This is a genomic window from Streptomyces sp. NPDC054961 (assembly GCF_053609145.1).
In genome coordinates this window covers 99,591-112,369 of the sequence record NZ_JBSGWY010000012.1, presented here as the reverse complement: position 1 = coordinate 112,369, position 12,779 = coordinate 99,591, and the positions used below count along the sequence as shown (strand labels likewise).

The window sequence follows — 12,779 nt, the reverse complement described above, 5'->3', positions numbered from 1 at the left end:
GGGTCTGTGTGTGGTGTACCCCCCCCCCCCCCCCCCACCCCCGCCGGGGGGCGCCCCCCCCCCCCCCCGCGGGCCGCGCCCCCCGCGCGGGGGGGGGGGCCGCGCCCCGCTACGCGTACTCGGTCGGGATCACGGCCTCGCCGCGCGACAGCTGCGAGGCGGAGAGGGGCAGGCCCGCGAGGGCCTCGCGGTGGCGGTCGCGCGCCGTCTCCAGGGATTCGCGGGCCACCACCTCACCCGCCTTGACCAGCTGCACGAGGAGCTGCGTGTCGGCCAGCGCCGCCGGGACCGGGCCGGTCCCGAGGACCTCGGCCTCCGCGACCCCGTCGGCGTCGCGCCGCCGCGCCGCCCACTTGCGCCCGCCGACGGAGGTCTTGCCGCCCGAGGACTTCTTCGCCACCGACACCAGCGGCGCCTTCGGGTCGGCGGAGGCCGCCCGCGCCACCAGCTTGTAGACCATCGAGCAGGTCGGGTGCCCGCTGCCGGTCACCAGCTGGGTGCCCACTCCGTAGGCGTCCACGGGGGCCGCCGCCAGCGAGGCGATCGCGTACTCGTCCAGGTCCGAGGTCACCACGATCCGCGTCGACGTGGCTCCGAGCTCGTCCAGCTGCTGCCGGACCCGGTGGGCGACGAGCAGCAGGTCCCCGGAGTCGATCCGGACCGCGCCCAGGCCCGTCCCGGCGACCTCCACGGCCGTCCGGACCGCCTCGGCCACGTCGTAGGTGTCCACCAGCAGGGTGGTCCCGTTGCCCAGCGAGGCGACCTGGGCCGTGAACGCGCCCCGCTCGTCGTCGTGCAGCAGGGTGAAGGCGTGCGCGCTCGTGCCGACCGTCGGGATCCCGTACCGGAAGCCGGCCGCCAGGTCCGAGGTGGAGGTGAAGCCGCCCACGTACGCGGCGCGGGCCGAGGCCACGGCCGCCAGTTCGTGGGTGCGCCGGGCGCCCATCTCGATCAGCGGGCGGCCGCCGGCGGCCGAGGCCATCCGGGAGGCGGCCGCGGCGATCGCCGAGTCGTGGTTGAGGATCGACAGGATCACGGTCTCCAGCAGCACGCACTCGGCGAAGCTGCCCTCGACGCGCAGGACCGGGGAGCCGGGGAAGTAGACCTCGCCCTCCGGGTAGCCCCAGATGTCACCCGAGAAGCGGTAGGAGGCGAGCCAGTCGAGGGTGCGGGCGTCGACGACGGCCCGCTCGCGCAGGAACTCCAGTACGGCGCCGTCGAAGCGGAAGTTCTCCACCGCGTCGAGCACCCGGCCGGTTCCCGCGACCACGCCGTAGCGCCGTCCCTCGGGCAGCCGCCGGGTGAAGACCTCGAAGACCGAGCGTCGGTCGGCGGTGCCGCTGGCCAGCGCGGCCTGCAGCATCGTGAGCTCGTAATGGTCCGTGAAGAGCGCTGTCGACGGCACGTCCACCGGCAGGCCCAGGTCCGCAGGGTTCATGTCCCGGATGCTAGCGCACATCTCGTCACATTGACGAGATGTAGGGGCCCGTTTGTGCGACGGACCCCTGTCAGTGGCAGCATGGGACAAGTGAGTGTTGCTCCTGTTGAGATCGAACGCACCGAGTCGGCCGAAGAGACCTTCGCGGTCCCGGAACCCGACGTCCCGTGGGTGACCCTGGTGCACAACGACCCGGTCAACCTCATGAGCTACGTGACGTACGTGTTCCAGGCGTACTTCGGCTATTCCAAGGACAAGGCGAACAAGCTGATGCTCGACGTCCACCACAAGGGCCGGGCGGTCGTCTCCAGCGGCAGCCGCGAGGAGATGGAACGCGACGTGCAGGCCCTGCACGGCTACGGCCTCTGGGCGACCATGTCCCAGGACCGCAACTGATGGGCGGCGTCTTCGAGGCCCTGAAGGGCGGCGGCGCCGCCATCGCGCTGGACGAGATCGAGATCTCGATCCTGCGCTCCCTGGCCGTGCAGCTGCTGGAGCTCATCGGCCCCGGCGAGCCCGAGCCCGACCCGGACGCGGACCCGCTCGCCGCCCTCTTCGCGGCCTCCGACGGCCCGACCGAGCCCCCGTCCGACCCGGCGCTCGCCCGCCTCTTCCCCGACGCCTACGGCGGTCCGGGGGCCGGTGCGCGCGCCGACGAGGAGGAGCTGCGGGCCCACTCGGCCGAATTCCGCCGCTTCACCGAGAACGACCTGCGCACCCGCAAGCGGGAGGATGCGCTGGCCGTCGTGCACAGCCTGGACGGGCTCACCCCGGGCGGCGACGGGGCCGCCGTCCTGGAGCTGACCGACCAGCTGCCGCTGCGCTGGCTCGGTGCGCTCAACGACCTGAGGCTCACCATCGCGGCCCGGCTCGAGATCACCGAGGACGACGAGAGCGCGGTGCTCTTCCGGCTCCCGGACGACGATCCGCGCAAGCCGATGGTGATGGCGTACCTGTGGCTCGGCGGCCTCCAGGAGACCCTCATCGAGACCCTCTGAGGTTTCCTCAGGTCATCCTCAGATCGCTCCCGGGCGCCCCCCGGACCGGGAGCCCGTTCGCTCAGCGGACGCTCAAATCCGGATAACGATCAGATCACCACGATGTGGTGATCTGTTTGTTTTCCGAGATGTATGTCCCGATTTTTTTGCGCCCTGCGTCACATTTTCTTCCCTCGGGCACCCGTAAGCACGTGATAAATCTTCACGACCGCCGAGGGGGCGCCACCCATGCTCCCCGGCCTGCTTGAACCGGCTGATCGCCGGCGTGCAACTCCATCCGTATCCGGGGGGATCGAGGACCCGATCCGAGCCAGTGAAGGCGCGGGTCGGCGTGGAGAAAGGCGCACCAAGACATGACCTCCGTACAGGTCGACGAGCAGCAGCACGACACAGCCGAGGGCGGCGAGGGATACCACCGCGCACTCGGAGCCCGCCAGATCCAGATGATCGCGATCGGCGGAGCCATCGGCACCGGCCTCTTCCTGGGCGCCGGCAAGGCCATCTCCAAGGCCGGACCGAGTCTGATCCTGGCCTACGCCATCGCCGGCCTGGTCATCTTCTTCATCATGCGGGCGCTGGGCGAACTGCTCATGTACCGCCCCGTCTCGGGCTCCTTCTCGGACTACGCCCGAGAGTTCCTCGGCCCCTTCTGGGGATACGTGACCGGCTGGACGTACTGGCTCTTCTGGGTGGTCACCGGCATCACCGAAGTCACCGCGGCCGCGCAGTACATGGCGTACTGGACCCATGACGGCTTCCCGCAGTGGGCGTACGCGCTGATCTTCACCTTCGTCCTCTACGGCGCCAACCTGATCTCCGTGAAGCTCTTCGGCGAGCTCGAGTTCTGGTTCTCCATGGTCAAGGTCACCGCCATCGTCGGCATGATCCTGATCTGCGCCGGCATCCTCACCATCGGCTTCTCCGACGCCGCCGACACGGCGACCGTCACGAACCTGTGGAGCGACGGCGGCTTCTTCCCCAAGGGCCTCGGCGGCACGCTGATGACCCTGCAGATCGTCATGTTCGCCTTCCTCGCGGTCGAGCTGGTCGGCGTCACCGCCGGCGAGTCCAAGAACCCCGAGAAGACCCTGCCCAAGGCCATCAACACCGTGCCGTGGCGCATCGCCGTCTTCTACGTCGGCGCGCTGATCATGATCCTGTCGGTCGTCCCGTGGCACGAGTTCCAGCCCGGCGTCAGCCCCTTCGTCGCGGCCTTCGAGAAGATGGGCCTCGGCGTCGGCGCCGCGATCGTCAACTTCGTGGTCCTCACTGCTGCCCTGTCCTCCTGCAACTCGGGCATGTACTCCACCGGCCGCATGCTGCGCGACCTCGCGCTCAACGGCCAGGGCCCGAAGTTCTTCACCAAGCTCACCAAGAGCGGCACCCCGCTGATCGGCACCAGCTTCTCCGCCGCGCTCATGCTGGTCGGCGTCTGGATCAACTACGTCGCCCCCGGCAAGGCCTTCGACTACGTCGTCTCCTTCGCCACCATCTCCGGCATGTGGGCCTGGATCATGATCCTGGTCTGCCAGATCCGCTACCGCGCCGCCTCCGACCGCGGAGACGTCCCGAAGTCGCCGTTCCGCGCGCCCGGAGCCCCGTACACCAGCTACTTCGCCCTGGCCTTCATCGGCATGGTCATCGTGATGATGGGCGTCGACAAGGACGCCCGCGTCTCGCTCTACTGCGCCCCGCTGTGGGGTCTGCTGCTGGGCGTCTCGTACCTGGTGCTGAAGTCCCGCGCCCCGCGCGCCGAGGCCTTCGACAAGGTCTCCTAGAGGCCCCTCACGCCGCGGGTCCCGGCCGCCTGTCACGGCCGGGAACCGCGTTCTCCCAGGACTCGTGTCCAGCATCCGGGCCCTCCCGTACCACTCCTCGGTACGGGAGGGCCCGTCTGCATATCCTGTCGCTCATGCTGACCCTCACCCAGGCCCTGTACGACCAGATCGTCGCGCACGCGCGTCAGGACCACCCCGACGAGGCGTGCGGAGTGGTGGCCGGCCCGGCGGGCACGGACCGCCCGGAGCGGTTCGTCCCGATGCTGAACGCGGCCCGGTCGCCCACGTTCTACGAGTTCGACTCGAAGGATCTGCTGAAGCTCTACCGCGAGCTCGACGACCGGGACGAGGAACCCGTCATCGTCTACCACTCGCACACCGCGACCGAGGCCTACCCCTCGCGCACGGACGTCACGTACGCGAACGAGCCCGGCGCCCACTACGTGCTGGTCTCCACGGCCGACGCGGACGGGCTCGGGGAGTTCCAGTTCCGCTCGTACCGGATCGTCGAAGGCGTGATCACGGAGGAAGAAGTGAAGGTCGTCGAGGCCTACTGACGGGGTACTGCTCAGCATGTGAGCGGTATCCGTCCACGATGCGGGATCACACTCCAAACCACGGACCGGGAATCGTTAACATGACCGCATGGTTCCCCACGACGTGAGCATCGAGACGCCCGGCAGGCTGCTGCTCGTGGCGCGGCTGCACGTCGATCTGTGCCGCCTCGCCAGCGCCATCTGTCCTGCCGCCTGAGCCGGCCGCCCCCGCGGGGCCGCACGCTCACGCCCGCACCTTCGTCTTCCCCGCCCCACTTCGCCGCCCCTCACCACCTGACTGGAGCCTGCCATGGCCATCGAGGTCCGCATCCCCACCATCCTCCGCACCTACACCGACGGCGAGAAGGCCGTCACGGGTGAGGGCGCGACCCTGTCCGAGCTCTTCTCGGACCTGGAGACCCGCCACAAGGGCATCCAGGAGCGCATCGTCGACGAGACCAAGGGCGGCGAGCTGCGCCGGTTCGTCAACGTCTACCTCAACGACGAGGACGTCCGCTTCCTCGCGGGCATCTCCACCGAGCTCAAGGACGGCGACAACGTCACCATCCTCCCGGCCGTGGCCGGCGGATCGAAGTAATGCGCTACGACTCCCCCCTGGCCGCGGTCGGCAACACGCCGCTCGTGCGCCTGCCCCGGCTCTCGCCCTCCGACGACGTACGGATCTGGGCGAAGCTGGAGGACCGCAACCCGACCGGCTCGATCAAGGACCGCCCGGCGCTCCACATGGTCGAGCAGGCCGAGAAGGACGGCAGGCTGTTCCCCGGCTGCACGATCCTGGAGCCCACCTCCGGCAACACCGGCATCTCCCTGGCGATGGCGGCGAAGCTCAAGGGCTACCGGATCGTGTGCGTGATGCCGGAGAACACCTCGCAGGAGCGGCGCGACCTGCTGGCCATGTGGGGAGCCGAGATCATCCCTTCGCCGGCGGCGGGCGGCTCGAACACGGCCGTCCGCGTCGCGAAGGAACTCGCGGCACAGCACCCGGACTGGGTGATGCTCTACCAGTACGGCAACCCGGACAACGCGGGCGCGCACTACGCGACGACCGGTCCGGAGATCCTCCGGGACCTCCCGTCGATCACCCACTTCGTGGCGGGCCTCGGCACGACGGGCACCCTGATGGGCGTCGGCCGGTACCTGCGCGAGCATGTGCCGGGCGTCAAGATCGTGGCGGCGGAACCGCGCTACGACGACCTGGTCTACGGCCTGCGCAACCTCGACGAGGGCTTCGTCCCCGAGCTCTACGACGCGTCGGTCCTCACGACCCGCTTCTCCGTGGGCTCCGCGGACGCGGTCACCCGCACGCGGGAGCTGCTGCAGCAGGAGGGCATCTTCGCGGGCGTGTCCACGGGCGCCGCCCTGCACGCGGCGATCGGCGTGGGCCGCAAGGCGGTCGCGGCGGGCGAGAAGGCCGACATCGCCTTCGTCGTGGCCGACGGCGGCTGGAAGTACCTCTCGACGGGCGTCTACACGGCGGCGACGACGGAAGAGGCGATCGAGGTCCTCCAGGGCCAGCTCTGGGCGTAGGCCGCCGGGCGGCCCGCCGGCGGGGAGATCCGGCCCCGCCGGCGCTCGCGGCGCGGACTCCAGGGCGGAGCCCCGGGTCCGTCCGGTCGGTGTCGGAGCTCCGGGAAACCGCGGACGAGGTGGCTCCCGGACGGAGTCCGGGGGAGGGCCGGGGCCGGCCCCGCGCGGCGGCAGGGCCCGCCCACGACCGGGGGCAGCATCCCCCGACGGGTCAGGACAACAGTGCGGCCAGCACACCGGCGTGGCTCGCCCCCGGATCCTTGACGGCGGTCAGCAGCGTGACCGGCCCGGTCAGGGCGGCCTCCCGCAGCCGGGCGATCTCCGCCACCGCCTCCGGCGCCTCCAGCTCCACCGCGTACCTCGCCCGGAACTCCTCCACGGAGCCACCCCCGTGGAACCACTTCCGCAGCTCCGTCGACGGGGCGACCGCCTTCGCCCACGCGTCGACCTCCGCCGCCTCCTTCGACAGGCCCCGCGGCCACAGCCGGTCCACGAGCACCCTGACTCCGTCGGCCCCCGGCTCCACGGGATCGTAGACACGCTTCAGCCGGACGACCCGAGTCCCTTCACCTCGTCCCACACCGCCGGGTCCACCACCCCCAGCCGCCGCGCCCGCGCGAACTCCCATACCGACACCTCCGTCACCCGGTCCGCCTCCAGGAACGCCGCCCGCGCCCCCACCACCCCCGGCGGCAGCGGGATCACCCCGGAGCGCCGGTCGTCGTACTTCCCGGTGATCCGCGCGATCCGCGCCCAGTGGCTCCGTACGTCCAGGACCAGACAGGGCCGGCCGTTCTCCAGGAACCACAGCTCACCGGGTCGGGGACGCGGCGGCGGGCCCGGCCCGTGCGGCGGCTGCGCGGCGTGCCGCGCCCGCCGGGGGAGCAGCACCAGCAGGACCACGACCACCACCGCGGCGACCGCAGGCCACCAGGAGGTGTCCATACTCCGACCGTAGCCGCGCACGGGGCCCCCGGCACGGCAGCGGACCCGCGGCACCCGGACGGCTGCCCCGCACCGGCTCTCCCGCGCGAGGCCCCGGAGCGGCACCGTGACGGCACCCGCACGGCAACCCCGATACGCCCCGTCGCTCCACCGGGTGACAGCACAGGTGATTCCCCCCACAACGGCCCGCCGCGGAGGAGCGACCGGAGGTTTCGCGCCTTACGCTCGACCCACGCACGGCCCGCATCCGTCCACGGACCGTCCACGGAGGTTCACGCTCCATGAAGCTCACCGTCGTCGGCTGTTCGGGTTCGTTCCCGTCCGCGGAATCGGCCTGTTCGAGCTACCTCGTCGAGGCCGACGGCTTCCGGCTGCTCCTCGACATGGGCAACGGCGCCCTCGGCGATCTCCAGCGGCACATCGGGCTCTACGATCTCGACGCGATCTTCCTGAGCCACCTGCACGCCGACCACTGCATCGACATGTGCGGCTACTTCGTCGCCCGCTACTACCGCCACGAGGGCGGCCGCTGCGGCACCATCCCCGTCTACGGCCCCGAGGGCACCGAGAAGCGGCTGTCCACCGCCTACGAGGACGTCCCCGACGAGCGCTCGATGAGCGAGGTCTTCGACTTCCGGACCCTGAAGCCGGGCACCTTCGAGATCGGCCCCTTCCGGGTCCGCACCGAGAGGCTCTGCCATCCGGTCGAGTCGTACGGGATCCGCGTCGAGCACGGCGGCCGTTCGCTGACGTACTCCGGTGACACCGGTGTCTGCGCCGAGCTGGGGCTGCTCGCGCAGGACACCGACCTCTTCCTCTGCGAGGCCTCCTTCACGCACGGCAAGGAGAACATCCCGGACCTGCACCTCAACGGGCGCGAGGCCGGCGAGTTCGCCCGCGACGGCCGGGCCGGCCGGCTCGTGCTGACCCACATCCCGCCGTGGACGGACGCGCGGCAGAACCTGGCGGACGCCCGCGCGGTCTACGACGGCCCGGTGGACCTGGCGTACGCGGGCGCGGTCTACGAGGTCTGACAGCGCACACGCGAAAGCCCCCGCCCTCCCTTCCGGGAGAGCGGGGGCTCCGTCGTGCCGTGGAGTGGCGCGGGACCTTACTTGGCCTCGGCCTTCTCCATCTCGGCGAGCTCCTCGTCGGACTCGCGGCCCGGCGTCGGAAGGTTGAACTTCGTGATGGCGAAGCGGAAGCCGAAGTAGTAGACCGCCGCGAAGACCAGGCCGATCGGAATGATCATCCAGGGCGAGGTGGCCTTGTTCCAGCCGAGGCCCAGGTCGATCAGGCCGGCGGAGAAGGTGAAGCCGGCGTGGACGCCGAGCGCCCAGGTGACGGCCATGGACACGGCCGTCAGGACGGCGTGGATGGCGTAGAGCACCGGTGCGATGAACATGAACGAGAACTCGATCGGCTCGGTGACACCCGTGACGAACGAGGTGAGGGCGAGCGAGAGCATCATGCCGGTGACGGCCTTGCGGCGCTCCGGACGGGCGCTGTGGGCGATGGCCAGGGCGGCGGCCGGGAGGCCGAACATCATGATCGGGAAGAAGCCGGTCATGAACTGTCCGGCGCTGGCGTCGCCGGCCCAGAAGCGGTTCAGGTCACCGTGCACGACCGCGCCGGCGGCGTCGGTGAAGTCACCGATCTGGAACCAGGCGACGGTGTTGACGAACTGGTGCATGCCGATCGGGATCAGCGCGCGGTTGATGAGGCCGAAGAGGCCGGCACCGATGGAGCCGAGGCCCGTCATCCACTCGCCGAAGTTGGCGATGAGCTCGCCGATCGGCTCCCAGGCCAGGCCGAAGAAGACGCCGACGAGGACGCCGACGAAGGCCATGACGATCGGGACCAGGCGGCGGCCGTTGAAGAAGCCGAGCCAGTCCACCAGCTTCGTGCGGTGGAAGCGCTGCCACAGGACCGCGGCGAGCAGGCCCATGATGATGCCGCCGAGGACGCCGGGGTTGTTGTAGGTCGCCGGGATGTCGACGCCGTTGTTCTCGGTGGTGTTGATGACGGCCTCGGTCACCGGGAAGGCGGTGAGGACGTTCTTGTAGACCAGGAACCCGACGAGCGCGGCGAGCGCCGTGGAGCCGTCCGACTTCTTGGCGAAGCCGATCGCGACACCGATGCAGAACAGCAGCGGCAGGTTGGCGAAGACGGCGTCACCGGCGGTGGCGAACACCGTGGCGACCTTGCCCCAGCCGAGGCCGTCCTTGCCGAAGACGTCGGGCTGGCCGAGGCGCAGCAGGATGCCCGCGGCCGGCAGGACGGCGATGGGCAGCTGAAGGCTGCGGCCGACCTTCTGCAGACCCTGGAACAGGCCGGAGCCCCGCTTCTTGGCGGGAGCGGCGGTGGCCGTACTCATCAACTTCCTCCATTGGACAAGGCGCTGCCGGGACAGGGAAAACGGGGGCGGCGGCGTCTCAGGTAAGGGGAGGACCTCGGGGGCCGAAAGGCCCGCGTGGTCTACACCACTCAGTGGTGTAGACCAGTTTTAGCACGTGAGGTTCAGGTAAGGAACCCTCCACTTCCGTGGGCGAGGACACACGGGTACATACACGACAAAGGCCTTCGGACCCTGAGGGTCCGAAGGCCTTTGTCACGGAAACGGGCGCGATGAGCGGGACGTACGGCGGGTGCGGCCGGCGCCTTCGGCCCCTCCGTTTCGGGGTCCTTGGTCCTGTCCCGGCAGGTCCTTCGCGGACTCCGCGCGGCACCGGGGTCACCCCCGGGCCGCGCCGCCGGCGGACCGCGGCTCAGGCCTTGGTGTTCTCCGCCTCCATCGCCGCGATCTCCTCGTCGGACTCCCGGCCGGGTGTCTTGATGTCCCACTTGGTGATCGCGAAGCGGAACACGGCGTAGTAGACGACCGCGAAGCCGAGTCCGATCGGAATGATCAGCCAGGGCTTCGTGGCCAGGCTCCAGTTGATGACGTAGTCGATCAGGCCCGCCGAGAAGCTGAAGCCGTCCTTGGCGCCGAACGCCCACGTCACCGCCATGGACACGCCCGTCAGCAGCGCGTGGACCGCGTACAGCCCGGGCGCGAGGAAGAGGAACGAGTACTCCAGCGGCTCGGTGATGCCGGTGACGAAGGAGGTCAGCGCGACCGACATCATCAGGCCGCCGACCTCCTTGCGCCGCGCCGGCTTCGCGCAGTGCGTGATCGCGAGCGCCGCCGCCGGCAGGGCGAACATCATGATGGGGAAGAAGCCGGTGAGGAACTGCCCGGCGTTCGGGTCCCCCGCGAGGAACATGGGGATGTCGCCGTGCACCGTCTGGCCGTCCGGCTTGGTGTAGCTGCCGAACTGGAACCACACCGGCACGTTCAGGAATTGGTGCAGGCCGATCACCAGCAGCGCGCGGTTCGCCACGCCGAAGATGCCCGCGCCCCCCGACCCCAGGCTCACCAGCCAGTCCGAGAAGCTCTCCAGTCCGTCGCCGATCGGCGGCCAGATCCACAGGCAGATCACGGCGAAGACGATCGCGACGAAGGTCATGATGATCGGGACCAGGCGGCGGCCGTTGAAGAAGCCGAGCCAGTCGACCAGCTTGACGCGGTGGTAGCGCTGCCAGAACCAGGCCGACAGCAGGCCCATGACGATGCCGCCGAACACCCCCGGATTCTGGAAGTTGTACTCGGCGAAGGTCTGGTCGGGCCCCAGGCAGCCGCCCCCGATGTCCACGGTCCCGGTCGGGCAGGGGTCGGGGAAGACGCGCAGCACGCTGCGGTACACCAGGAAGCCGACCACCGCCGCCAGCGCCGTCGAGCCGTCCGCCTTCTTGGCCATGCCGATCGCGACGCCGACGCAGAAGAGGAGCGGCAGGCCGAGGTCGGCGTTGAGCAGGGCCCCGCCCGCGGCCCCGATGACCTTGGCGACGTCCGTCCAGCCCAGGCCGTCCGCGCCGAACACGTCCGGCTGGCCCAGCCGGGTCAGGATGCCCGCGGCGGGCAGCACGGCGATCGGCAGCTGGAGGCTCCGGCCCATCTTCTGCAGCCCTTGGAAAATGCCGTTCCACCGCCTCGGCCGTGGCACTGCTGCGGCGCTGCTCGCGCTCATCCGCGTCCTCCCTGACGGGCCGGTTTTGGCAGCCGCGACACGTGCGGCACACTGGTGTAGACCACTTATGAAGTGATCGCATTTCACCCGTCCGTAGGGCAGGTTCATGCTGATCGTCATCATTCGGCAGATGCCGGGCATGCGCCCGCGTAACTGGGCCAACCGTGCGTTACCGTGACGAAGCGGACCACGCCGGCCGGTCAGCCGCACCAACGCCGGCCGACGGGCAACGGCGCCGCCGAGACTCGTTCTTCGTAGAACTCAGGGAGAAACACATGGCCACCAAGGCTGAGAAGATCGTCGCCGGGCTCGGCGGTATCGAGAACATCGAAGAGGTCGAAGGCTGCATCACCCGACTGCGCACCGAGGTCATCGACCCGAGCAAGGTCGACGAGGCCGCCCTCAAGGCCGCCGGCGCCCACGGCGTCGTCAAGATGGGCACCGCGATCCAGGTCGTCATCGGCACCGACGCCGACCCGATCGCCGCCGACATCGAAGACATGATGTGAGCTGAGCCCCCGGCTCACCCACGCGGAACCGCGTACGACAGGACCCCGCCCGGACGCACCCGGACGGGGTCTTTTCGCGCCCTCGACGGGGGTCCTGCCCCGCCCCCCGCACCGACTAGGCTCGGTGCCATGTCTCGTATCGACGGCCGTACGCCCGAACAGCTCCGCCCGGTCACCATCGAACGCGGATGGAGCAAGCACGCCGAAGGCTCCGTCCTGGTCTCCTTCGGAGACACCAAGGTCTTCTGCACCGCCTCCTTCACCGAAGGCGTCCCGCGCTGGCGCAAGGGCAGCGGCGAGGGCTGGGTCACCTCCGAGTACTCGATGCTGCCCCGCGCCACCAACACGCGCGGCGACCGCGAATCCGTACGCGGCAAGATCGGCGGCCGCACCCACGAGATCTCCCGCCTCATCGGCCGCTCGCTGCGCGCCGTCATCGACTACAAGGCGCTGGGCGAGAACACCATCGTCCTGGACTGCGACGTCCTCCAGGCCGACGGCGGCACCCGCACCGCCGCCATCACCGGCGCCTACGTCGCCCTGGCCGACGCCGTCTCCTGGGGCCAGCGGAAGAAGCTGATCAAGGCCGGCCGCAAGCCCCTCACCGGCACCGTCGCCGCCGTCAGCGTCGGCATCGTCGACGGCGTCCCGCTCCTCGACCTCTGCTACGAGGAGGACGTGCGGGCCGACACCGACATGAACGTGGTCTGCACCGGCGACGGCCGCTTCGTCGAGGTCCAGGGCACCGCGGAGGCCGAGCCCTTCGACCGCAAGGAACTCAACGCCCTCCTCGACCTGGCCGCCGGCGGCTGCGCCGACCTGGAGGCCCTGCAGCTGGGCGCCCTGGAGCTCGAGCTCTAGAACGGTCCCCCGGCAACCGCGGGGCGCGTCCCCGCGTCTGACGGGGTACGGGCGCACGGCGTCGAAGCCGTGCGCCCGTCCACGTTCCAGCACACA

General features: G+C 70.2%; 15 protein-coding genes. 10 read left to right on the top strand and 5 right to left on the bottom strand.

From position 1 onward, the window contains the following. Positions 1 to 109 precede the first annotated feature (109 nt). Complete coding sequence (locus ACWF9Z_RS14295; protein WP_453601717.1) at positions 110 to 1,438, bottom strand: nicotinate phosphoribosyltransferase; 1,329 nt, start codon at positions 1,436 to 1,438, stop codon at positions 110 to 112. Between the two features lie 81 nt (positions 1,439 to 1,519). On the opposite strand from ACWF9Z_RS14295, the gene clpS reads away from it, so the two are divergent. The 7 genes from clpS to ACWF9Z_RS14260 all read left to right on the top strand — a co-directional run bounded on the left by clpS (position 1,520) and on the right by ACWF9Z_RS14260 (position 6,298). Further along, positions 1,520 to 1,834 (top strand): ATP-dependent Clp protease adapter ClpS, encoded by a 315-nt coding sequence (gene clpS / locus ACWF9Z_RS14290; RefSeq protein WP_356651633.1) that lies wholly within the window; start codon positions 1,520 to 1,522, stop codon positions 1,832 to 1,834. Continuing rightward, on the top strand, positions 1,834 to 2,436 hold the full coding sequence (locus ACWF9Z_RS14285; protein ID WP_453601714.1) for a DUF2017 domain-containing protein: 603 nt from the start codon (positions 1,834 to 1,836) through the stop codon (positions 2,434 to 2,436). The genes clpS and ACWF9Z_RS14285 overlap by 1 nt, the downstream gene beginning before the upstream one ends. 353 nt (positions 2,437 to 2,789) lie before the next feature. After that, the gene (locus ACWF9Z_RS14280; RefSeq protein WP_453601712.1) at positions 2,790 to 4,214 is read left to right on the top strand and encodes an amino acid permease; all 1,425 of its coding nucleotides are present in this window, start codon (positions 2,790 to 2,792) and stop codon (positions 4,212 to 4,214) included. A 134-nt stretch (positions 4,215 to 4,348) separates the two neighbouring features. Then, complete coding sequence (locus tag ACWF9Z_RS14275; protein WP_453601709.1) at positions 4,349 to 4,771, top strand: Mov34/MPN/PAD-1 family protein; 423 nt, start codon at positions 4,349 to 4,351, stop codon at positions 4,769 to 4,771. 88 nt (positions 4,772 to 4,859) lie between these two features. Beyond that, positions 4,860 to 4,967: a putative leader peptide gene (locus ACWF9Z_RS14270; RefSeq protein ID WP_310941867.1), complete on the top strand. Its 108-nt coding sequence runs from the start codon at positions 4,860 to 4,862 to the stop codon at positions 4,965 to 4,967. A gap of 93 nt (positions 4,968 to 5,060) precedes the next feature. Then, positions 5,061 to 5,348, top strand: coding sequence for a MoaD/ThiS family protein (locus tag ACWF9Z_RS14265; protein WP_356651625.1), 288 nt, complete (start codon positions 5,061 to 5,063; stop codon positions 5,346 to 5,348). Beyond that, a complete protein-coding gene (locus ACWF9Z_RS14260) occupies positions 5,348 to 6,298 on the top strand; it encodes a PLP-dependent cysteine synthase family protein (RefSeq protein ID WP_453601704.1) in 951 nt (316 codons plus the stop codon). The genes ACWF9Z_RS14265 and ACWF9Z_RS14260 overlap by 1 nt, the downstream gene beginning before the upstream one ends. Positions 6,299 to 6,509: 211 nt before the next feature. Here the strand turns inward: ACWF9Z_RS14260 and ACWF9Z_RS14255 are convergent, their stop codons facing one another. Next, positions 6,510 to 6,824 (bottom strand): DUF488 domain-containing protein, encoded by a 315-nt coding sequence (locus ACWF9Z_RS14255; protein WP_453601701.1) that lies wholly within the window; start codon positions 6,822 to 6,824, stop codon positions 6,510 to 6,512. A gap of 17 nt (positions 6,825 to 6,841) precedes the next feature. Next, entirely contained in the window at positions 6,842 to 7,243 is a 402-nt protein-coding gene (locus ACWF9Z_RS14250) for a hypothetical protein (protein WP_453601698.1), read from the bottom strand. Positions 7,244 to 7,524: 281 nt separating this feature from the next. Between ACWF9Z_RS14250 and ACWF9Z_RS14245 the strand changes: the two genes are divergently transcribed. Then, on the top strand, positions 7,525 to 8,277 hold the full coding sequence (locus ACWF9Z_RS14245) for an MBL fold metallo-hydrolase (RefSeq protein WP_453601696.1): 753 nt from the start codon (positions 7,525 to 7,527) through the stop codon (positions 8,275 to 8,277). Between the two features lie 77 nt (positions 8,278 to 8,354). Here the strand turns inward: ACWF9Z_RS14245 and ACWF9Z_RS14240 are convergent, their stop codons facing one another. After that, on the bottom strand, positions 8,355 to 9,620 hold the full coding sequence (locus tag ACWF9Z_RS14240) for a PTS transporter subunit EIIC (RefSeq protein WP_453601694.1): 1,266 nt from the start codon (positions 9,618 to 9,620) through the stop codon (positions 8,355 to 8,357). A gap of 391 nt (positions 9,621 to 10,011) precedes the next feature. Further along, the gene (locus tag ACWF9Z_RS14235) at positions 10,012 to 11,313 is read right to left on the bottom strand and encodes a PTS transporter subunit EIIC (protein ID WP_453601691.1); all 1,302 of its coding nucleotides are present in this window, start codon (positions 11,311 to 11,313) and stop codon (positions 10,012 to 10,014) included. A 164-nt stretch (positions 11,314 to 11,477) separates the two neighbouring features. On the opposite strand from ACWF9Z_RS14235, the gene ACWF9Z_RS14230 reads away from it, so the two are divergent. Next, positions 11,478 to 11,822 (top strand): glucose PTS transporter subunit EIIB, encoded by a 345-nt coding sequence (locus tag ACWF9Z_RS14230; protein WP_453601688.1) that lies wholly within the window; start codon positions 11,478 to 11,480, stop codon positions 11,820 to 11,822. 129 nt (positions 11,823 to 11,951) lie between these two features. Beyond that, positions 11,952 to 12,683: a ribonuclease PH gene (gene rph, locus ACWF9Z_RS14225; protein WP_453601685.1), complete on the top strand. Its 732-nt coding sequence runs from the start codon at positions 11,952 to 11,954 to the stop codon at positions 12,681 to 12,683. Positions 12,684 to 12,779 lie beyond the last annotated feature (96 nt).

What these genes read in the sequence shown, in the direction of transcription:
- ACWF9Z_RS14285 (WP_453601714.1), top strand. Translation starts at nt 1,834, where the DNA reads ATGGGCGGCGTCTTCGAGGCCCTGAAGGGCGGCGGCGCCGCCATCGCG.
- ACWF9Z_RS14235 (WP_453601691.1), bottom strand. Translation starts at nt 11,313, where the DNA reads ATGAGCGCGAGCAGCGCCGCAGCAGTGCCACGGCCGAGGCGGTGGAAC.
- clpS (WP_356651633.1), top strand. Translation starts at nt 1,520, where the DNA reads ATGGGACAAGTGAGTGTTGCTCCTGTTGAGATCGAACGCACCGAGTCG.
- ACWF9Z_RS14275 (WP_453601709.1), top strand. Translation starts at nt 4,349, where the DNA reads ATGCTGACCCTCACCCAGGCCCTGTACGACCAGATCGTCGCGCACGCG.
- ACWF9Z_RS14270 (WP_310941867.1), top strand. Translation starts at nt 4,860, where the DNA reads ATGGTTCCCCACGACGTGAGCATCGAGACGCCCGGCAGGCTGCTGCTC.
- rph (WP_453601685.1), top strand. Translation starts at nt 11,952, where the DNA reads ATGTCTCGTATCGACGGCCGTACGCCCGAACAGCTCCGCCCGGTCACC.
- ACWF9Z_RS14250 (WP_453601698.1), bottom strand. Translation starts at nt 7,243, where the DNA reads ATGGACACCTCCTGGTGGCCTGCGGTCGCCGCGGTGGTGGTCGTGGTC.
- ACWF9Z_RS14280 (WP_453601712.1), top strand. Translation starts at nt 2,790, where the DNA reads ATGACCTCCGTACAGGTCGACGAGCAGCAGCACGACACAGCCGAGGGC.
- ACWF9Z_RS14295 (WP_453601717.1), bottom strand. Translation starts at nt 1,438, where the DNA reads ATGAACCCTGCGGACCTGGGCCTGCCGGTGGACGTGCCGTCGACAGCG.
- ACWF9Z_RS14245 (WP_453601696.1), top strand. Translation starts at nt 7,525, where the DNA reads ATGAAGCTCACCGTCGTCGGCTGTTCGGGTTCGTTCCCGTCCGCGGAA.
- ACWF9Z_RS14260 (WP_453601704.1), top strand. Translation starts at nt 5,348, where the DNA reads ATGCGCTACGACTCCCCCCTGGCCGCGGTCGGCAACACGCCGCTCGTG.
- ACWF9Z_RS14265 (WP_356651625.1), top strand. Translation starts at nt 5,061, where the DNA reads ATGGCCATCGAGGTCCGCATCCCCACCATCCTCCGCACCTACACCGAC.
- ACWF9Z_RS14240 (WP_453601694.1), bottom strand. Translation starts at nt 9,620, where the DNA reads ATGAGTACGGCCACCGCCGCTCCCGCCAAGAAGCGGGGCTCCGGCCTG.